Origin of the sequence: Micromonospora sp. CPCC 206061, assembly GCF_036906915.1 — a bacterium.
Lineage (GTDB): Bacteria > Actinomycetota > Actinomycetes > Mycobacteriales > Micromonosporaceae > Phytohabitans.
The window spans coordinates 1-19,039 of the sequence record NZ_JBAKHX010000069.1 but is presented as its reverse complement, the minus strand read 5'-3'; the positions used below and the strand labels follow the sequence as shown (position 1 = coordinate 19,039).

The window sequence follows — 19,039 nt, the reverse complement described above, 5'->3', positions numbered from 1 at the left end:
CTCATAAGGAGAAGCACGCATGAACGACGCCCCCGCCCACCGCAGGAGCCGCAGACGCGGCCGCACCATGCTCCTCGGCGGCGCCTGTGCCCTGGCGCTGGTCCTCGCCGGAGTGGTCATTACGGGCACCGCCCACGCCCAACCCGTGACCACGAACTCGACCGGCACCCACAACGGCTACTTCTACTCGTTCTGGAAAGACAGCGGCAACGTCTCCATGACCATGGGTAACGGCGGCCAGTACAGCACCCAGTGGAGCAACGTCAACAACTTCGTCGCCGGCAAGGGCTGGAACCCGGGCGGCCGCCGGACCGTAACCTACTCCGGCACCTTCAACCCGAACGGCAACTCGTACCTGACCCTCTACGGGTGGACGAGGAACCCGCTCGTCGAGTACTACATCGTCGACAGTTGGGGCAGCTGGCGGCCACCCGGCTCCGGCCACATGGGCACGGTCACCAGCGACGGCGGCACCTACGACATCTACCGCACGCAGCGCGTCAACCAGCCCTCCATCGAGGGCACCCGAACGTTCTACCAGTACTGGAGCGTGCGGCAGTCCAAGAGGGTGGGCGGCACCATCAACGCCGGCACTCACTTCGACGCCTGGGCCAGCAGGGGCATGAACCTGGGCAGCCACGACTACCAGATCATGGCGACCGAGGGTTACCAGAGCAGCGGCAGCTCCAACATCACCGTGGGCGGCTCCAACCCAGGCCCCACCACCAACCCCGGCGGCGGTAGCGGCCAGATGATCGTGGGCAGCGGCTCCGGTCGGTGTATCGACGTACCCAACTCGAGCACGACCAACGGCACCCAGGTGCAGTTGTACGACTGCTGGGGCGGCTCGAACCAGCGGTTCACCTACACATCGAGCAAACAGTTGATGGTGTCCGGAAACAAGTGCCTGGACGCCTCGGGTCAGGGCACGAGCAACGGCACGGCAGTGATCATCTGGGACTGCAGCGGGCAGCCCAACCAGCAATGGAACGTCAACTCCAACGGCTCGATCACGGGAGTGCAGTCAGGGCTGTGCCTCGACGCCGGTGGTTCCGGTAACGGAACGAAGATCCAACTGTATGGCTGCTGGAACGGATCAAACCAGCAGTGGAGCCTCCGCAACTGACAAGCCTCGGGGGCCAGGCACTGATGGGCCTGGCCCCCATTCAGGTGCTGCCGGGCTCCAACGACACCAGGCCGTTCTTGTAGGCCAGGACGACAAGTCCGCCGGCACCAGGGTCAGCGCGACCAGGACGGCAACCACCACGGCCGCGACAGCGGCCAGCCCCATCTTGGTCAGCATCGGAATGCCGATCACCGTCTCTGATTCGAGAGTGAGCAGCCATGAAGCAGTGACATTGTGACCTTAGGCGCTTCTGCATTCTCGAAGATTTATCGACAGCCATCATTGACAGATGAGCTGCCACATGCCTTCACTCGCGTTGCGCGCAGTGTGACGATTGCACGGCAGCAAACTGAAAGGAACAGTACGTGAAGTCAGTCGCTTCCACCGCTGGAAGGTCGCTGCTCGCAGCCGCGGTGTTCGCCGCCGCCGCACTGACAGCCACATTGACAAGTCAAATACCGGCTAGAGCCGCGACCCAGGCGACCTACTATGTCGCTCCCGACGGCAACGACGCCAACCCTGGAACGATCACCTCCCCGTTTAGAACCCTGCAACGCGCGCGGGACGTCGTTCGCACGATCAACGCGAACATGACAGGCGACATCTACGTATATCTTCGGGGTGGAAGCTATCCGGTAAGCAGCACGATCGAACTCGGCTCGAGCGATTCTGGCACGAACGGTTACCGAGTCATATATGCCGCACACGCCAATGAGACGCCAGTCCTCGAAGGCGGCGTTCAGGTGACCGGTTGGACCCAGCACAGCGGCAACATCTGGAAAGCCCCGCTCGACCGCGCCAACAAGCTGCGTGCCCTCTATGTCAACGACAAGCGGGCGTACATGGCCACGAAAACGATCAACTCGGCGGGATGCCACGGCACCTACAACATCACAGCGGGGCAGGCCGCGTGGGCCTGGGAGTCAGGCTCACAATGCGAAGGCGCCAGATACAGCCTGTCCGACTTTCCCGCCATCGCGCGCAACCAGGATGACATCGAGATCGAAACGGCGACCACCTGGACCACCGCCATCGTGGGAGTCCGCCAGGTGACCACAACAGCCGATGGCGCGAACCGCGTCGCGCTGTTCCAGCAACCGGGCGCCGCTATCGCCCAGGGCGCGTACAACGGCAACGCTCAGGTCGGCGGAAGCCACAAGGTCATGAACGCCTACGAGTTCCTGGACACGGCGGGCGAGTTCTTCTTCGACAAGACCAGCCGGACGTTGTACTACTACAAGGCCAACTCGGAGAACATGACGACCGCAACGGTCCTCGCGCCGAACAACGTGTCTACCGTGCTGCGGATCGCGGGCACCTCGACCAGCGGCCACGCCCGTAACATCACGATCTCCGGCCTCACCGTGCAGCACTCCGACTGGAACCTGTTCAATGTGGCCGGCTCCGCGTTCAAGCAGGCCCAGCAGGGCAACCTGGGCGCCCAGGCATACGCGAAGGGCAACTTCCACGTATACTACTATCGCAATGTCGACGTCACTCCCGGCATAATCCAGATCGAAAACGCCGATGGGATAATCCTGCAGCGTAACCGGATCCAGCACACCGGCGCCGACGGGATCAACATGGTCAACGACGTGCAGAGCACGCAGTTGATCGGTAACTACACCAACGATATCGCCGGATCCGCAATCACCGTCGGACATCCGCAGCACGTCTATATCGGCGACCACACGTCGACCAATCGGGAGAAGTACCCCGCTCAGGTCGAGGGGCTGCCCAAAAACATCACGATCAAGAACAACTACCTCTACGACAGTGCCGTGCTATTCAACGGACACAGTCCAATCTCGGCATACTTCGCCGACACCGTCACGATTCAACGAAATCGGATCGAGAAGACCCCGTGGTCGGGAATCACGCTCGGATGGGGTTGGTGGAACTTCGACGGGTCATCGGGCTCGATCGCGCCCAACAGGCCGACTACGACGGCGCGAAACAACAACATCAGCTACAACCACATCATCGACACGGTGCAGCGGCTCAGCGACACGGCGCCCATCTACACGTTGGGCAGCCAGCCGGGCACCACAATCCACGACAACTATCTCCAGGGCGTCCCGGCCGGCCACAAGTACGGACTTCACCCGGACGAAGGCTCCGCATACATGACCTTCCGCGACAACGTCCTGAGCGTGGACAAGGATGTCACGTGGCTCATCAACTCCGACGACTTCGGGCGCAAGCATGATCTGAGCATCACGCAAATCTACGGCCCTATCAACAAGGTCTCCAACAAGAACCTGCCGAACAGCACCATACACGATATTCTCGTCTCCTCCGACTATGTTTGGCCGGCGGCGGCATACGGTATCGCCGTGAACTCGGGGCTTGAGGACGCATATCGGGACATCATCCCGCAGAGCAAGCTCTCCCTGCCCGACTATGTGCTACCGGCAAGCACGTTCGTCGGCAGCCAGAGCGCGTCGATTCCGGTCCGAGGCACCGGCGACGCGACCAAGACGATCTGGCTGGCCCCCACCGGCACCACCGCCTTCGCCGCCGGCGCGACGATGACCAGGGCGGACGGCACCGCCACGTCCATAGCTGTTCCGACGGCGCGGGGCGACTATCGGCTCTACATCGTCGACGCTCAAGGCAATCGGTCAGCCGAGTCCAGGTCGCTCGTCAGGCAGCAAAGCGGCGGCGGTCAGCAGAACGGCCAGATCGTGGGCGGCCAGTCCGGCCGCTGTGTCGAGGTGCCCAACTCCACGACCACCAACGGCACTCAGGTGCAGCTGCGCGACTGCTCCGGCGGCACGAACCAGCGGTGGACCTACACCGCCAGCAAGCAGCTGACCGTGTACGGCAACAAGTGCTTGGACGCGTATGGCGCGGGCACGAGCAACGGCACCGTGGTCGCTATATGGGACTGCCACAGCGGCCTCAACCAGCAGTGGAACGTCAACGCCAACGGCACCATCACCAGCGTCCAATCCGGACTGTGCGTGGACGCGAATGGCGCCGCTACCGCCAACGGCACGAAGATCATCCTTTGGTCGTGCAACGGCGGCGCGAACCAGCAATGGAGCCTGCGCAACTGACCAGCCACGCCCTGGGCCCGGTCGCCCCCTGCCCGGTCCCCCAGCCAGCCGGCCCTCCACGGCACGCCCAGCCGTGGAGGGCCGGCTCGCCTTCGACCGTAGGCGCCGCGGGCGCTATTCCTGGGCCTTGCCGCCGGTGATGCGGGAAACGACGAGCGCGATGAGGATGATCGCGCCGTTGAGGGCGCCGATCCATTGCGCCGGTACGCCAGCGAGCGTCAACACATTCTGGATCATGAAGAGCAACAGGATCCCGGTGAAGGCGCCGAACATCGTCCCCCTGCCGCCGTTGAGGCTGACGCCCCCGATGACCGCGGCGGCGAAGACGGTGAAGATGGCTCCGTTGCCCTGCGACGCCGCGACGGACGCCAGCCGGCCGGAGAGCAACAGGCCGCCGAGCGCAGCGAGGACGCTGGCAGCGATCAAGGCGATCCACAGCACCCGGTCGGTGCGGATGCCGGCTGCTCTGGCCGCGTCGACGTTGCCGCCGATCGCGTACAGGGATCGCCCGAACCCCGTGTAGCCGAGCAGGACGATGCCGGCCGCGAAGAGTGCGACACAGATCCATATCGAGGCGGGGATGCCGAGCCAGACGGCGGTGCCGAGGTACATCATCGACTCGGGCAGGTTGAAGAAGGTCTGGCCTCCGGAGACGCCGGTCAACAGTCCACGTAGGACAATGAGCATGCCCAGGGTCACGATGAACCCGTGCAGCCCGAACCGCACGATCAGCGCCGCGTTGGCGATGCCGACAAGCGCGCCGACGGCCAGCGTGATCGGTATCGCCCAGGCGCCGGACAGCAGACCGGTACCATGGCCGGCGCCGACCGCGACCGTCATCCACGCGGCGACGCCCGGGGCAAGGCCGAAGGTGGATTCCAGTGATAGGTCCATCTTGCCCGCGACGAGCACGATGGTCTGGGCCAGGACGAGCAGGGCGATCTCGGACATCGTCTGCCCGATGTTGATGAGATTGTCCGGCTGCAGGAAGACCGGGTTGATGATCTGCCCGACGACGGCGATGAGCGCGATCGCTGGGACCAGGGCCAGGTCCCGCAATCGTGCGATGGCGAGTTTTCCGACCGTCCGGCGAGGTGGGGGCCCGGCCGCGACGGTGGAGCCGTCAGCGGCCACGGTCCCGGCAGTCATGGTCTTAGGCATCGACGGTCAGTCCTTCCATTGCCGCCACAAGATCGTGGTCACGCCAGCCGCTTGGCATCTCCCCGACGATCCCGCCCTGGAACATCACCAGGACGCGATCGCAGACGCGCAGGTCGTCGAGCTCGTCGGAGGCCACGATCACGCCCGTGCCGGCGGCCGCGACCTGGTCGACCTTGTCCAGAAGGAACTCTTTCGACCGCACGTCCACGCCCGCGGTGGGCGTGATGAGGACGAGAACCTTGGGGTCGTTGGCGAGGGCACGTGCCATGACCACCTTTTGCTGATTGCCGCCGGAGAGACCGGCGACCGGCAGGTCCGATCCGGAGGTCTTGATCGCCAGGGCGTCGATCAGCGTGCCGGCGATGACGTCACGGCGCCGGGTGCTGAGGAATCCGGCCGTCCCGAGCCGCTCCGGGATCGTCATGGTGGCGTTGTCGGCGATCGACATGCCGGCGACCAGGCCCTGACGATGGCGGTCCTGGGGCACGAACCCGACACCGCAGGCGAGGGCGGCGCCGACGTTGCCGGCACGCGGGGTGCGGCCGTCCACAGTGATCGTTCCGGCGTCAGGGGCACGGAGTCCGACGATGGTCTCTGCCACCTCGGTCTTGCCGCTACCGCCGGCCCCGGCCAGACCGACTATTTCTCCGGCGCGGACCTGGAAGGTGACGTCCTCGTAGACTCCGTCCAGGCGAAGCCCGGCGACGTCGAGAACCTCGCCCACGTCGCCGGTCGGCGCCGTTCGCGACCGTGGGACATCGAGGGCGGTGGCCTCGCCGGTCATGGCGGCGACAAGCTCGCCGCGCGGAAGGTCGGCGACCGGCGCGGTGACGATGTGGCGGGCATCGCGGAAGACGGTCACCATGTCGCAGATCTCGTAGATCTCCTGTAGGTGGTGGCTGATGAACAGGAAGGTGACGCCCTGGGTTTGCAGGTCGCGGATGTGGTCGAAGAGCCTGGCGATCGCCCCGGCGTCGAGCTGGGCGGTCGGTTCGTCGAGGATGATGAACCTGGCGCCGAACGACAGCGCCCGCGCGATCTCCACGAACTGGCGCTGCTCGACGCTCAGGTCCTTCGCCTTGGCGTCGACGTCGACCTCCACGGACCAGACGGCCAGCAGGTCTCGGGCACGCTGCCGCAGCGACCGCCAGCTAATTAGCCCACCGCGGCCCCGGTCGTACCGGTTGAGCAGGAGGTTCTCGGCCACAGTGAGCTGCGGGATGATGGTGGACTTCTGGTACACGCAGGCCACGTGTCGCCGCCACGCGTCCCGGTCGGACAGGCGTGGCGCCGCCGCGCAGGCGAACAGCACCTGGCCCGTGTCGGGTGCTTGCAGTCCGGTCAGGATCGACACGAGAGTGGATTTGCCGGCGCCGTTCCGGCCGACGAGGGCGTGGGTCTCCCCCGGCAGGACGCGGATGTGGGCCCGGTCGAGTGCCATCGTCGAGCCGTACCGCTTGGTGATGTCGATCGCCTCCGCCACGGGCGGGCCCGACAGGGCCCGCCCGTCGCCGTTCTGGGCCGGCGAAGAGCGTATCGATGACGTCTCGTTGCCGCTCATGTGCCCGTGTTCTCCTCTGTGGCCGGTCAGCCGATGTTGTTGCCCCACAGGGACTTGTCGTCCGGTTTGAGGCTCGCCACGCCGCCGTAGCTTCCGCCGTCGGCGGTGACGAGCGGGGCGGAGAGCTGGTCCTCGAGCACTCCGTCGCGTACCTGGATGATCGTGCTGTCGTGGTCGGTCGGTCCGGGCTGGAACGTCTTGCCTTCGATCGCGGCCTTGACGTAGTAGAGCGCGTACTTGGCGTACAGATCCGCAGGCTGGGACACCGTGGCGTCGATGTTGCCGGCCGCGATGTCCTGCAACTCCTTGGGGATGCCGTCGTTGGAGACGACGAAGACATGCTTCGGATCATCCGGCGCGGTGAGCAGGCCACGCTGCTTCAGCAGTTGCAGGGTGCCGGCCAGCGCGAAGCTGGACTGCATGTAGACGCCCTTGATGTCCGGGTGCTCGGTCAGCCGGATCTGTAGTTTCTGCGAGGCGATCGCGCCGTCCCAGTTCGTGGCCTCGCCGAAGACCGTGATGCCGGGGTAGTTCTTCTTCATGCAGTCGTTGAACGCCTCAGTGCGGTCACGGCCGTTGATGGAGGCCAGGTCACCCTGCAGCATGACCACCTTGCCGGCTCCCTTGAGCTTGGTGCCGAGGAACTGGCACGCCTTCTCGCCGTAGGCGCGGTTGTCGGCGCGCACGACCATGAACACCTCGCCTTGATCGGGGCGCGTGTCGATCGTTACCACCGGGATTTTCTTGGTAGCCAGGGTCTGCAGCGTGGGGGCGATGGCGGCGGTGTCCTGCGGTGCCATGGCGATGCCCTTGACCCCTTGGCTGATGAACGACTGCACGTTCGAGGTCAGCTTCGCCACGTCGTTTTGGGAGTTGGTGGTCTTCAGGTCCAACCCGAGCTCGTTGGCGAACTGGGGCGTGTACTTGATGTAGGAGTTCCAGAAGTCGGTATCCGACCGCGGGTAGTCGACGCCGACCACCGGGGCCTTGGTGCCGCCGGTTCCGGAGGCTGAGTCGTCGCCGCCGCACGCGCTCAGCAGTGCGGCGGCGGACATCAGGACTGCCGCTGTCGCGGCGATGCTTCTCAGGTTCATCACGACTCCTGTGTGGAAGGTGCCCGAACGTGAAGGTCAGCTCTCAAGATTCCACTGTGGACCGTCTGGGTACGTGTACGCGGCCACCGATCCCGGGTGCATACGGGCGCCAATTCCCGGTCTCTCGGGCGCGACGTAGCATCCGTCTCGAATGGCCACCGGATCGACGAAGTGCTGATGCAGGTGGTCGACGTACTCGATGACCCGCCCCTCGGTGCTGCCGCTGACCGCCACGTAATCGAACATCGCCAGGTGCTGCACCATCTCGCAGAGCCCGACGCCACCCGCGTGCGGGCAGACCGGTACGCCGAACTTGGCGGCCAAGAGCAGGATGGCGATGTTCTCGTTCACCCCGGCCACGCGGGTGGCGTCCAGTTGCAGTACGTCGATCGCCCTCGCCTGTAGCAGTTGTTTGAACATGACCTGGTTGTGGCAGTGTTCGCCGGTGGCGACTTTGATCGGCGTGACGGCTTGGCGGATGGCGGCGTGACCGAGCACGTCGTCGGGCGAGGTCGGTTCCTCGATCCAGTAAGGGTCGTACGGTGCCAGCCACTTCAGCCAGGTGATCGCCTGCTCGACGCCCCATGCCTGGTTGGCGTCGATCGCGATCCGGGTATCGGCACCCACCGCCTCGCGGGCCAGGGCCACTCGCCGCACGTCAGCGCTGTTGTCGGCGCCGACTTTCAGCTTTATCAGGCCAAATCCGTCGGCGACCGCTTCCTTGGCCAGCCGGACGAGTTTCTCGTCGGTGTAGCCCAACCAGCCGGGTGTGGTGGTGTATGCCGGGTAGCCGCGCGCCAGCAGGTCCTTCTGCCGCCGCTCCCGCCCGGGTTGCGCCCGCCGCAGGATGTCCAGCGCCTCCTCCGGGGTGAGCGCGTCGCGCAGGTACCGGAAGTCGACGAGGCTGACCAGTTGCTTCGGGGACATCTCGGCCAGCAGCCGCCACAACGGCTTGCCCTCCCGGCGTGCGTACAGGTCCCAGGCCGCGTTGACGATCGCACCAGCGGCCATGTGGATGGCCCCCTTGTGCGGGCCGAGCCAGCGCAACTGGCTGTCGCCGGTCAGTCGCTCGGAGAACGCTCGCAGGTCGCCCAGCACCTCGGCGACAGGCATCCCCACCACCAACGGCGCCAGCGCACGAATCGCGGTGACCTGGACGTCGTTGCCGCGCCCGACGGTAAAGGCGAGCCCGAAGCCTTCCGCGCCACCGCTGGTGCGGATCGTCACGTACGCCGCCGAGTAGTCCGGCTCCGGGTTCATCGCATCTGACCCGTCCAGTTCGCGGGAGGTGGGGAAGCGGACGTCGATCGCGTCCACCGCGGCGATCACCTCGGACATCTCGACCTCTCCGGAGCCTTGTTGTCAGGTCGTGCCGATATGGCCTGTGCCATGGGATGTCTTTATAGCCGCCGGACCGACGTCCGTCTAGACACAGGTTTGGAGATATGGCGGTCTAGCCGCATTTTCACGCTCATCGCCCTCGTCGGTCGATAGGCAACGCGCGCCCGAAGGTTCCGAGACATGGGATCACCTGCTAGGGTAAGGTCCGCGCAACACACCCCACCCCGCTGGCCGCGCACCTGCGGGGCGAGTCCCAAAGGACCCACGAATGTCGCTGACCGACAAGGCGATGACACGCCTACGCGAGATGATCCAGTCCGGCGATCTTCCTCCGGGTTCCAAGCTGCCCCCTGAGCAGCAGCTCGCCGCGGACCTGGGCGTTGGGCGAAACATCATGCGCGAGGCCGTGCGTGCGTTGGTGGCGGCCAGGGTCCTGGAGATCCGCCGTGGAAACGGCACATTCGTCACCAGCCTTGAGCCACGCATCCTGTTGGAAGGCATCAGCGGCGCGGTGGAGCTGCTACGCGGCGACACCATGCTCGAGCTCACGGAGGTGCGCCGCCTGTTCGAGAGCGCGGCCACGGGTTTGGCCGCGACCCGCATATCGCGCCAGCAGCTGTCCGTGGTCCGGGGTCACCTCGAGGCGATGCGCGCCGCGGCCGACGACGTGGAGCTACTCAACCAGCACGACGCCGCCTTCCATCGCGCGGTGGTGGCCGCGACCGGCAACGAGACGCTGCTGACGGTCCTGGAAGGAATCTCCAGCCGAACCGTGCGCGCACGGGTGTGGCGAGGTCTCGTCGACGCCGACGCCGCCGACCGGACCCTGCGCGAACACGAGGCGATCTACATGGCGCTTGCCGCGGGCGACGCCATCCGGGCGCAGGCCGCCGCTCTGATGCACATCACCACCACCGAAACCTGGTTACGCGCCCACCTGCGCGAGAACCCCGACGGCCTGACCCGCTCCTGACCGTTCGACCGGCCTCGACCCCCCTGCCAACCAACCGAAGGTTCCGATGCGTTCAGCGTTGTACACCGGGAACTCGACCATCGTGGTGGAGGATCGCCCCACCGTCCCGCCGGCCCCCGGCGAGGTGCAGATCGATGTCGCCTACACGGGCATCTGCGGCACGGATCTACACATCCTGCACGGCAGCATGGACCATCGCGTGCGCGTCCCCCAGGCGATCGGCCACGAGATGTCCGGTCGTATCGCCGCCGTTGGCACAGACGTCACCGGGCTCGCGATCGGTACACCGGTCACCGTCATGCCGCTGCGGTGGTGCGGTACCTGTCCCGCTTGCCTGGCCGGTCACCACCACATCTGCCATCGGCTCGACTTCATCGGCATCGACTCGGTCGGCGCCATGCAACAGCGCTGGACGGTCCCAGCCAGTGTCGTCGTCCCGCTGCCCGCCGATCTCCCGCTTACCCACGCAGCCCTGGTCGAGCCGACCGCGGTCGCCGTGCACGACGTTCGCCGCGCCGGTCTGCGCGCGGGCGACAAGGCGGTCGTGATCGGCGGCGGACCCGTCGGCGTGCTGATCGCTTTGGTAGCGCGCTCGGTCGACGCGGACGTCTTGCTCGCCGAGGTCGACCCGCACCGGCGGGCGATCGCCAGCGAACTCGGCATCCGGACCCTCGACGCCACGCACGACGACCTCGCCGGCGACGTAGCGGCGTGGACCGGCGGCGCCGGCGCAGCCGTGGCCTTCGAGGTCTCCGGCTCCGCCGCCGGCCTAACCACCGCCGTCGAGCTGCTCGCGGTGCGAGGCCGTCTCGTCGTCGTCGGCATCCACAGCCAGCCACGCCAGATCGACGTCTTCCGCTTCTTCTGGCGGGAGCTCACCATGGTCGGCGCCCGCGTCTACCAGCGCGACGACTACGACACCGCCATCGACCTGCTGCGCGCCGGCAGGGTCGGCGCGGAAAGGCTGATCACACACGTGGAGCCACTGACCAACGCGGCCGGGGCGTTCGACCTGCTACGCGCCGGCGGCAACGTGATGAAGGTACTGATCAACTGCCAGGAGACGTCGTGAACCCATTCGACCTGTCCGGCCAGCTCGCCGTCGTCACCGGGGCGCGCCGGGGCATTGGCCTGGCCATCGCCGACGCGCTGGCGGCCGCCGGCGCGGACATCGTCGCTGTCAGCGCGCAGCTCGAAGCCACCGGCAGCGAGGTCGAGAAACGCGTCCGCGGCCATGGCCGCGTCTTCTCCGGCCACCGGGTGGACTTCACCGACCGCGCCGCCGTCGCGAACCTCGCCGCTCGGCTGGAAGACGGCGAGCGGGGCGTTGACATCCTGGTCAACAACGCGGGCACGATCAAACGCGCGCCAGCGGCCCAGCACACCGACGAGATGTGGGACGAGGTGCTAGCGGTCAACCTGTCCGCCCAGTTCGTCCTGAGCCGGGAGCTCGGCCGGGCCATGGTGGCCCGCGGCCACGGGAAGATCATCTTCACGGCCTCTCTGCTGAGCTTCCAAGGTGGAGTGAACGTGCCCGGCTACACCGCGGCGAAATCGGGCCTGATCGGGCTCACTCGCGCGCTCGCCAACGAATGGGCGCCCCGCGGCGTCAACGTCAACGCCATCGTGCCCGGCTACATCAGCACCGACAACACCCAGGCTCTCCGCGACGACCAGAGCCGCAACACCGCCATCCTCGACCGCATCCCCGCCGGCCGTTGGGGGCGGCCAGAAGACCTCGCCGGCGCCGCGGTGTTCCTGGCCTCGTCGGCGGCCGACTACGTCCACGGAGCCGCCATTGCCGTCGACGGCGGCTGGCTGGGGCGGTAGGGCGCTGGCTGTGTCGGACCACTGGTCGAGCTGGGTGCCCTGCGCGGTGGAGCCGCCCGGGCTTTCGAGCACCTTGCCACTGCCGCGGCTGACCAGTTTGAACGACTGGTCGGGGTTGGGCTCCAACTGCCATTGCTGGTTGGCGCCGCCGGTCCACGACCACTGGATGGCCTTGGCGCCGTCGGCGGTCGAGGCGCCGGAGATGTCGAGTGCCTTTCCGCTGCGGCGGTTCACCAGGCGGTAGTAGCCAGCGGGCAGCTCCCGGTTGGGCAGCTCCACGGTGACCCGCGCCTGTTGACCGGCGGTCAACCGGCACGAATCGCGAGCGCCACATAGATGCCCGACCGCCTGTCATGGGATGGATTTATAGCGTTGCCCTACTGCTCCTGTCCAGGGGCGACGTGAAGTGCCAGGAAAATAGGCTAGCGGTAAGAGCTCTTGGTGCCCCTTCGGGATCCGCGTCGTGTGCGATCGACCCTAGACATGGGATGTCGCTATCGCCAGGCAGGGCGGCCCGGGGGCCATCACTCACCCCATGAGCCGCCCTGCCGTTCCTAGCTCCCGGCGCGCCGGGCCCGCCATCAACTACGCAGGCTCCAGCGCTGATTGGCTTGGCCGTTGCAGGCCCACAAAATGATCTTCGTACCGTTGCTGGTGCCGGCGCCGGTGGCGTCCAGGCACAGCCCGGACTGCTGGCCCGTGATGGTGCCGTTGGAGTTGACGTTCCACTGTTGGTTGGGCTGACCGTTGCAGTCCCAGATGATGACCTGAGTGCCGTTGCTCGCGCCGGCACCGCTGGCATCCAGGCACTTGGCGCCGCCGTACGCGGTCAACTGCCGGCCGGCGGTGTACGTCCAGCGCTGGCCGGTGGCGGTGCCACAGTCCCATAGCTGCACCTGCGTGCCGTTGGTGGTGGTCGAGTTCGGCACATCCACGCAACGTGTGGACTGACCTCCCACTATCTGCTGCCCTGCCGGCGGCGGCCCATCCCCCGGCGGCAGGACCGTGATGGTGAAGGTCTCGTCGATGTTGGTGTGCGGCACGTTGACGGTGGTGCCGTTGTTCGACAGCGTCACCACGGAGTCCTGCACGGTGACCGGGCCAGCCACCGCGCCGCCGCCGTTGTACGGGATCCGCTCGACAACCACCCGCACCCGGCTGTCGCGGACGATACCGGTGGTGGCGTCGAGTCGCTGCAGGTTCACCGCCACGTTGCCGGTCGTGCGGCCACCACCGACGAGCACCTTCGCCACACCGGTGTCCCTGGTGGCGAAGCCGTCATAGTTGGCGCTAGGCGTCACCGAGGCGATCTGACCGGTCTGCGAGCCATAGAAGCGGTAGACCCACCACTCCCCCTTCGGCTGGTGTTGACCGGCCGAGTTGCGAGTGAGCAGGTTCCCCAGATCGTTGTGCAGATTTCCGCCACCTGCCCAGTTGGCGCGCAGCCCGTCAGCCCCGGCACGCTCCAACCGCGCGATATACCACGAGCCATCGCCAGGATTCTGCTCGTTGGAGGCGCCGTACTCGTTGATCTGATACGGGCGCGGATGCAGGATACCTCTGGAATCCAATGTGGAGTTCGCCACCGCCACATTCGCCACCGGATCGCCGGGCAGGCTGTGCCAGCTGATGATGTCTGGCACGACGTTGTTGGCACGGACGAAATCGAGATACTGAACCCACCAGCCCCCGGTCGACGGCACACACGCACAACTCGGACCGACGATCAGGTGACTTGGAAACGCGGCCCGGATGCGCTGGTACGTGCGCCGCCACAGGTCGAAGTACTGCGCCTGCGGCCGGTTCCAGAACAGGGTGATGTTCGGCTCGTTCCAGATGTCCCACTGCACGGACGCGCCGGTCGCCCGCACGTCGTCGATGAGCCGGGTCAGGAAGGCGTCGTAGTCCGCCCAGTTGCCGTTGTCGCCCGGGAACCGGGAGATCGGGTAGCCGTCCGCGCCCCACAGGTCGTGCGGCAGGATGATGAACTCGCCGCCCAGCGACCGGGTGCGCAGCAACTGCGCCCGGGTGGCGTTCCACCGGCGGTCGTACCGCCCCGACACCCAGCCGCCCGGACTGTCCAGCTGGGCGCCCCCGGCACGCATGTAACGGAACTTCACGTCGCGGAAGTAGCTGTCCGGCGGCCCGGACGCGTTCTCGGTCATGCCGTAGATCCAGCCGGAGGCGCGGTACGTGGGCGTCCCGGAAGCCACCGAGAAGTTGACGCTGATGGACTCGTCGGCGGCGTACGCCGGCGGGGCCACGCCGACCATGGCCCCGACGGTCAGCACGGCGGCCGCGAGGATGGCGACCCGGCCGCGACCCCTTGGGCCGCGACGTGGCGCTATGTCCACTATTGACAACTGTTTCTCCCTTCGGGTCGATCTGCACGCCATTTGGTGAGCGAATCGTTTCGATGAGATTACCAGTCAGTCATTGATTTGAGTATGTCTATCAGCTTGGAACGCAGGACAGGCCCGATCTGGGCGCTACCGATCAGGTGACCGCCAGGGCGAACCGATTCGCTGCCCTGGGAACACTCGCAACCGCGAGCCGCCGTCGCCAGGCCAGGGCCAGCCTCACGCCCACCGCCGGGCCGTCGGGTCATGCAAAAGGCACCGGCCGTGGCGGGCCGGCGCCATGCGTACGTGCTCCTGGGCGCGGTGATCGGGCTGGCTCTTGGTCGGCTGCCGCCACACCAGGACGCTGGCCGGCCGCTGAACCACCGGCAGGGAAGGCGTGGCCCGGCCCGGCCTGCTTCCGGGCCGGGCCACGCGGATCAACTGGCGGTGCAGGTGGGAGTCATCCCCGATCCGCTGCCGCTGCCCTGGAACCCGAATTCCGTGACCTGGCCCGGATTCAGCCGGCCGTTGTAGCTGACATTGGTGAACAGGACGGTGCCGGTGCTGCCGCTGGCCGTCGCACTCCAGGTGTTGGTCACGCTCGCACCGCCCGGAAGGGCCATGCTAACGGTCCAGCCATTCGTGCCGGCGGACCCAGCGGTCACGCGCACTGTGGCCACGAAACCACCGGTCCACGAGTTCAGCGACACCGACGCCGAGCAGCCGCCCGGCGGAGGCGTCGAAGGCGGAGGCGTCGAAGGCGGAGGCGTCGAAGGCGGAGGCGAGGTCGGCGGCGTGGTGGTCTGGAACTGCGCGAAGAACCTCCAAATCTCCCCCTTGGTCCAGGTCGTGACGCCGCTTTCGGCATAGGTCCCGTCGACAGGGCCGGGCATGTGACCGTTGTCGAACGCGGCCCACTGCACCGGATACCCGGTCCGGCACCCGGAGTAGGTCGTCGTGATATGCGTGCGGCTGCCCGCCGCCGGCTCGCGTGGGCTCTGAGCGGCGCAGCCATTGTTTCGGACGAACGTGTCGCGCAACGACCGCCCCTGCGAGATGTTCAGCACGTTGTCGCTGATGCCGTGCAGTCCGAAGTAGGCGATGGGCTGGCTGCCACCGCTGCACCCGCTGATCTGCGCGCCAGCGATGACGGCGACGGCCCGGAAGACGTTCGCCCGGGCGCAGGCGAGCGCGTAGCTCATGCCGCCGCCCCAGCTGAAGCCGGTGGCGAAGCGCTGCGTCGTGTCGACGCAGAGGTCCGCGTCGATCAGACGGATCATGTCGTCGACGAAGGTGACGTCCTCACCGCCGGAGTTGCCCCAGCCGTTGCCGAGGCCCTGGGGCGCCACGAGGATGGCGGTGTTGTTCGACTGCTCCAGTTGGCCGTAGTAGGACCAGGGACGCCCGCTGGTCCCACCCGAGTCGATCTCGTTGGCGGTGCCGCCCCGCCAGTGGAACGCGAAGATCAGCCGGTACGGGTTGCTGTTGTTGTAGTTGGCGGGGATCCGCAGGATGAAGGTACGACTCTTGCCATTGCTCTGGATCGTGTGCGTGCCGCTTCGCAGGGTCGGTGCCTTGCCGCATCCAGCGGTCGCCGCGGTGACGGCGACATCCGCGGCCGACGCGGTCCCAGCCAGACCGCTGGCCAGCGTCGTGCCGGCCGCGGCCAGGACGAGCAGCGCCGCGACCGAGGTGACCGCGACGAGGGATCGGTGTCTTGCCATCAAGCGACTCCAAATCGAAGGGTGCGGTGGGCTCAGGGCGTGGTGAGGTCGAAACGCCGGACGGTGACCGCGCCCCCGAGGCTTCCGGTGGCGTGGTTGAAGATGGCGTATCGGTAGCCCATGAAGAACTGCCAGGCGTTGTTGAGGGTGAACGCGGGTCCGAGCGAGACGAAGGTTGTGCCGTCGGTGCTGTAGGAGAAGCGGGCCTGCCGCCCGCTGCCCGGCCTGATGTCGGCGTTGACCCGTAGCCAGATCCGGCCGCCGGAGATGGCGGCGGAAGCCTGCTCGCTACCGGTGCCGGTGGTGTTCCAGTTGCCGTCCATCGTCAGCCCGCTGGTCATCACGACGCGGGTCGCGTTGTTGTCGCGTTTGACCCCGATCCACGCCGAGGACTGCCGAAGCATCGCCAGCCCGGCTCGGTCACCGCCCGCCATGCCGCTGTAGTCCAGTTCGATGGTGGCCGTGGAGGTCGGCCCTTGAACGCGGTGGGTCAGCGTGTTCCGCGCCGCGTAGAGGTCGTTGGTCACGGTCGCGGTCTGCAACCGCAGGCCGTCATTGACCGACCAGCGGGTGTTGTCGGGGTTGTGGTTCCACTCCCACTGCGGTCCCAGCGTCGTACCGGTGAACGTGTCGGTGCCGACCATCGGTTTGACCTGCCGGGGTGGGCGGGGGACGTTCGGGTACGGGTAGGAGGCTCCCCAGCGGCCGTTTACGGTCTGCAGCACCGGCCACCCGTCGGCGGTCCAGGTGATCGGGGCCAGCGCGGGAACCCTGCCGCCCGGATAGGCGTCCACGAACGACAGGTAGTACCAGTCGCCGTTCTGTGTCTGGACCAGGCCGCCCTGGTGCGGGACGCCGCCCCCGGAGATCGGTCCGGGCAGGTCGAGCAGCACCTGCCGCATCTCGTACGGCCCGAACGGGTTGTTCGCCTTCAGCACATACTGGCCGTTCGCGGGACGGGTCAGCCAGATGTAGTAGCTGCCATTACGTTTGTAGAACCGGGCCCCCTCCAGTGTCCCCACGCTCGACGGGGTCTGGAACACCTGCTGCGCCCGCACCTGCGACAGCCCGTCGCTGGAGAGTTGGGCGACGCTGATCGTGCCGTTGCCGTAGGCGACGTACATGGTGTCGTTATCGTCGATCAACAGTCCGGCGTCGTAGTAGCAGTTGTTGATTCGGGCCCGCTTCTGCCACGGCCCCTCGACCGACGTGGCGGTGTACACGTAGGTGCGGTTGAACTCCACGCACCCGATCCAGTAGAACGTCTGGTTGCTCGGGCGATAGTTCAATGTGGACGCCCAGATGCCCTTCACGTACGCCCGACCACCGGACAGGTTGTAGTTGTTGGACTCGAAGTCCAGACTGGGCACGGAGTGGCCGGCGAACTCCCAGTTCACCAGGTCGTAGGAGCGCAGGATCGGCGCCCCCGGCGAGTAGTGCATGGTGGAGGCCGAGTAGTAGTACGCGTCGCCAACCCGGATGATGTCGATGTCCGCGAAGTCCTGCCACAGCACAGGGTTGTTGAACGTCGACGACGGTGGCCAGCCGTTACCGGTCGGTGTGGGGGTTGGCGTCGCCGATGGCGTCGCGGTGTCGCCGACGCGGACGAGCTGCCATTGCTGGTTGTTTCCGCCCCAGTCCGAGTACTGCACCACGTTCGCCCCGTCGGCGGTCGAGGCGTTCTGCACCTCCACCGCCTTGCCGCTGTTCCGGTTGATCAGCCGAACGTAGCCGCCCGCCGAGTCCGAGAGCTGGAACTGTTGATTGGCACCGTTGTGGTCGCTCCATTGCACGACTGCGGCACCGTCCGCGGTGGACTGGCCGGAGACGTCCAGCACCTTGCCCGAGTGCCGGGACTTCAGCCGGTAATAGCCGCCACCGGAATCCACGAACTGCCACTGCTGCCAGGCGCCGTCGTTGCGCGTCCACTGGGTGATCCTGGCTCCGTCGTTCGTGGCCCGGTTGTACACGTCCAGCGCCTTGCCGCTGTTCCGGTTCACCAGCACGTACGAGGCGCTGGAGTCCACGGTGGCCGCCGACGCTGACGTGGCGGCCACCGCGACCAGCCCGCCGCCGGCGACGACCGCCGTCGCCGCGGCCGCGAGCCCCGCCCGCCAACGTCGACGCCAATTGATCTGGATCGCTGTGGTCATGTCAGCCCGCCGCTCTGTTGAACTGCCACCATCTGCGGCGCGCCCGTCGTGGTCATGTTGATCGTCGGGATGGTCCCGTTGCCGTTGTACGTGAACTTCTCCACCGCGACGGACCGCGTGTAGCCGCCACCGCCCGGCAGGGCGCCGCTGTGGTAGAAGAAGTACGAGCCGCCGTTGAAGTCGACGATGCCCGGATGGTTCGTGAAGCTACTGCCCGGCCGCGGCATGAGCGTGCCGCGGTAGGTCCAGGGACCGGTTGGCCCCGGCGCCGTCGAGTATGCGATGAACTCGTTGCGGTGGATGGCTTGGCCCGCCCACGCGTCGGCACTTGCCCAACTGAACGTCGCCAGACTCATCGGCGAGCCGTGGTCGGTCCAGGTCACCATGTCGGCCGAAGACCACATCCCCGCGGCGCCGCCGAACACTGCGTACTTCACGTTACCTCCCAAGATTCGCGACCGCCTTGAGCGCGGTCGCCGACCCGGGCCGGCGCGGAGGTGCCTTCTCCGCACCGGCCCCTCCAGGGTCACGCCGGGCAGCCGTACACGTCGGCGTCATGAGGCTGCCGTTCCAAGTGACCTGGAAGCCGAACTTCGCTGTCAGGCCCTGGCCCAGCGCTGGTTGGTGCCGCCGTGGCAGTTCCACACGATGACCGTGGAGCCGTTGGCGGTG

General features: G+C 66.8%; 12 protein-coding genes and 2 pseudogenes. 5 read left to right on the top strand and 9 right to left on the bottom strand.

Annotated elements, in window-relative coordinates; translation table 11 throughout:
- The first annotated feature begins 19 nt into the window (after window positions 1–19).
- Together V6V89_RS31865 and V6V89_RS31860 are read left to right on the top strand one after the other, a co-directional pair.
- Complete coding sequence (locus tag V6V89_RS31865) at window positions 20–1,126, top strand: glycoside hydrolase family 11 protein (protein ID WP_334623251.1); 1,107 nt, start codon at window positions 20–22, stop codon at window positions 1,124–1,126.
- A gap of 365 nt (window positions 1,127–1,491) precedes the next feature.
- Window positions 1,492–4,188 (top strand): ricin-type beta-trefoil lectin domain protein, encoded by a 2,697-nt coding sequence (locus V6V89_RS31860; protein ID WP_334623250.1) that lies wholly within the window; start codon window positions 1,492–1,494, stop codon window positions 4,186–4,188.
- Window positions 4,189–4,302: 114 nt separating this feature from the next.
- Here the strand turns inward: V6V89_RS31860 and V6V89_RS31855 are convergent, their stop codons facing one another.
- The 4 genes from V6V89_RS31855 to V6V89_RS31840 all read right to left on the bottom strand — a co-directional run bounded on the left by V6V89_RS31855 (window position 4,303) and on the right by V6V89_RS31840 (window position 9,342).
- Entirely contained in the window at window positions 4,303–5,337 is a 1,035-nt protein-coding gene (locus V6V89_RS31855) for an ABC transporter permease (protein WP_334623249.1), read from the bottom strand.
- Window positions 5,338–5,341: 4 nt separating this feature from the next.
- Entirely contained in the window at window positions 5,342–6,790 is a 1,449-nt protein-coding gene (locus V6V89_RS31850; RefSeq protein WP_442935260.1) for a sugar ABC transporter ATP-binding protein, read from the bottom strand.
- 146 nt (window positions 6,791–6,936) lie between these two features.
- Window positions 6,937–8,004, bottom strand: a complete 1,068-nt coding sequence (locus tag V6V89_RS31845) for a sugar ABC transporter substrate-binding protein (protein ID WP_334623247.1) — start codon at window positions 8,002–8,004, stop codon at window positions 6,937–6,939.
- Between the two features lie 36 nt (window positions 8,005–8,040).
- Window positions 8,041–9,342, bottom strand: coding sequence for an enolase C-terminal domain-like protein (locus tag V6V89_RS31840; RefSeq protein WP_334623246.1), 1,302 nt, complete (start codon window positions 9,340–9,342; stop codon window positions 8,041–8,043).
- A gap of 271 nt (window positions 9,343–9,613) precedes the next feature.
- Here V6V89_RS31840 and V6V89_RS31835 point away from each other — a divergent pair, with 271 nt between their 5' ends.
- Genes V6V89_RS31835 through V6V89_RS31825 form a run of 3 tightly spaced genes read left to right on the top strand, consistent with a single transcriptional unit; the run spans window position 9,614 to window position 12,148 of the window.
- The gene (locus tag V6V89_RS31835; RefSeq protein WP_334623245.1) at window positions 9,614–10,318 is read left to right on the top strand and encodes a FadR/GntR family transcriptional regulator; all 705 of its coding nucleotides are present in this window, start codon (window positions 9,614–9,616) and stop codon (window positions 10,316–10,318) included.
- 46 nt (window positions 10,319–10,364) lie between these two features.
- Window positions 10,365–11,390: a zinc-dependent alcohol dehydrogenase gene (locus V6V89_RS31830; protein ID WP_334623244.1), complete on the top strand. Its 1,026-nt coding sequence runs from the start codon at window positions 10,365–10,367 to the stop codon at window positions 11,388–11,390.
- Window positions 11,387–12,148, top strand: coding sequence for an SDR family oxidoreductase (locus V6V89_RS31825; protein ID WP_334623243.1), 762 nt, complete (start codon window positions 11,387–11,389; stop codon window positions 12,146–12,148). The genes V6V89_RS31830 and V6V89_RS31825 overlap by 4 nt, the downstream gene beginning before the upstream one ends.
- Before the next feature lie 27 nt (window positions 12,149–12,175).
- Here V6V89_RS31825 and V6V89_RS31820 read toward each other — a convergent pair.
- The 5 genes and pseudogenes from V6V89_RS31820 to V6V89_RS31800 all read right to left on the bottom strand — a co-directional run.
- Window positions 12,176–12,427: pseudogene (locus V6V89_RS31820) on the bottom strand (RICIN domain-containing protein); the annotation flags it as partial.
- A gap of 302 nt (window positions 12,428–12,729) precedes the next feature.
- Window positions 12,730–14,544: an RICIN domain-containing protein gene (locus tag V6V89_RS31815; RefSeq protein WP_442935258.1), complete on the bottom strand. Its 1,815-nt coding sequence runs from the start codon at window positions 14,542–14,544 to the stop codon at window positions 12,730–12,732.
- Window positions 14,545–14,927: 383 nt separating this feature from the next.
- Window positions 14,928–16,214 (bottom strand): cellulose binding domain-containing protein, encoded by a 1,287-nt coding sequence (locus V6V89_RS31810; RefSeq protein WP_334623242.1) that lies wholly within the window; start codon window positions 16,212–16,214, stop codon window positions 14,928–14,930.
- Window positions 16,215–16,246: 32 nt separating this feature from the next.
- Window positions 16,247–18,367, bottom strand: a complete 2,121-nt coding sequence (locus V6V89_RS31805; protein ID WP_334623241.1) for a family 43 glycosylhydrolase — start codon at window positions 18,365–18,367, stop codon at window positions 16,247–16,249.
- 29 nt (window positions 18,368–18,396) lie between these two features.
- Window positions 18,397–18,771 (bottom strand): annotated as a pseudogene (locus tag V6V89_RS31800) (hypothetical protein); the annotation flags it as partial.
- Window positions 18,772–19,039 lie beyond the last annotated feature (268 nt).

Coding starts and splice junctions, on each gene's coding strand:
- V6V89_RS31810 (WP_334623242.1), bottom strand. CDS start 16,214: ATGGCAAGACACCGATCCCTCGTCGCGGTCACCTCGGTCGCGGCGCTG.
- V6V89_RS31815 (WP_442935258.1), bottom strand. CDS start 14,544: ATGGCGTGCAGATCGACCCGAAGGGAGAAACAGTTGTCAATAGTGGAC.
- V6V89_RS31855 (WP_334623249.1), bottom strand. CDS start 5,337: ATGACTGCCGGGACCGTGGCCGCTGACGGCTCCACCGTCGCGGCCGGG.
- V6V89_RS31850 (WP_442935260.1), bottom strand. CDS start 6,790: ATGGCACTCGACCGGGCCCACATCCGCGTCCTGCCGGGGGAGACCCAC.
- V6V89_RS31805 (WP_334623241.1), bottom strand. CDS start 18,367: ATGACCACAGCGATCCAGATCAATTGGCGTCGACGTTGGCGGGCGGGG.
- V6V89_RS31865 (WP_334623251.1), top strand. CDS start 20: ATGAACGACGCCCCCGCCCACCGCAGGAGCCGCAGACGCGGCCGCACC.
- V6V89_RS31845 (WP_334623247.1), bottom strand. CDS start 8,004: ATGAACCTGAGAAGCATCGCCGCGACAGCGGCAGTCCTGATGTCCGCC.
- V6V89_RS31835 (WP_334623245.1), top strand. CDS start 9,614: ATGTCGCTGACCGACAAGGCGATGACACGCCTACGCGAGATGATCCAG.
- V6V89_RS31830 (WP_334623244.1), top strand. CDS start 10,365: ATGCGTTCAGCGTTGTACACCGGGAACTCGACCATCGTGGTGGAGGAT.
- V6V89_RS31840 (WP_334623246.1), bottom strand. CDS start 9,342: ATGTCCGAGGTGATCGCCGCGGTGGACGCGATCGACGTCCGCTTCCCC.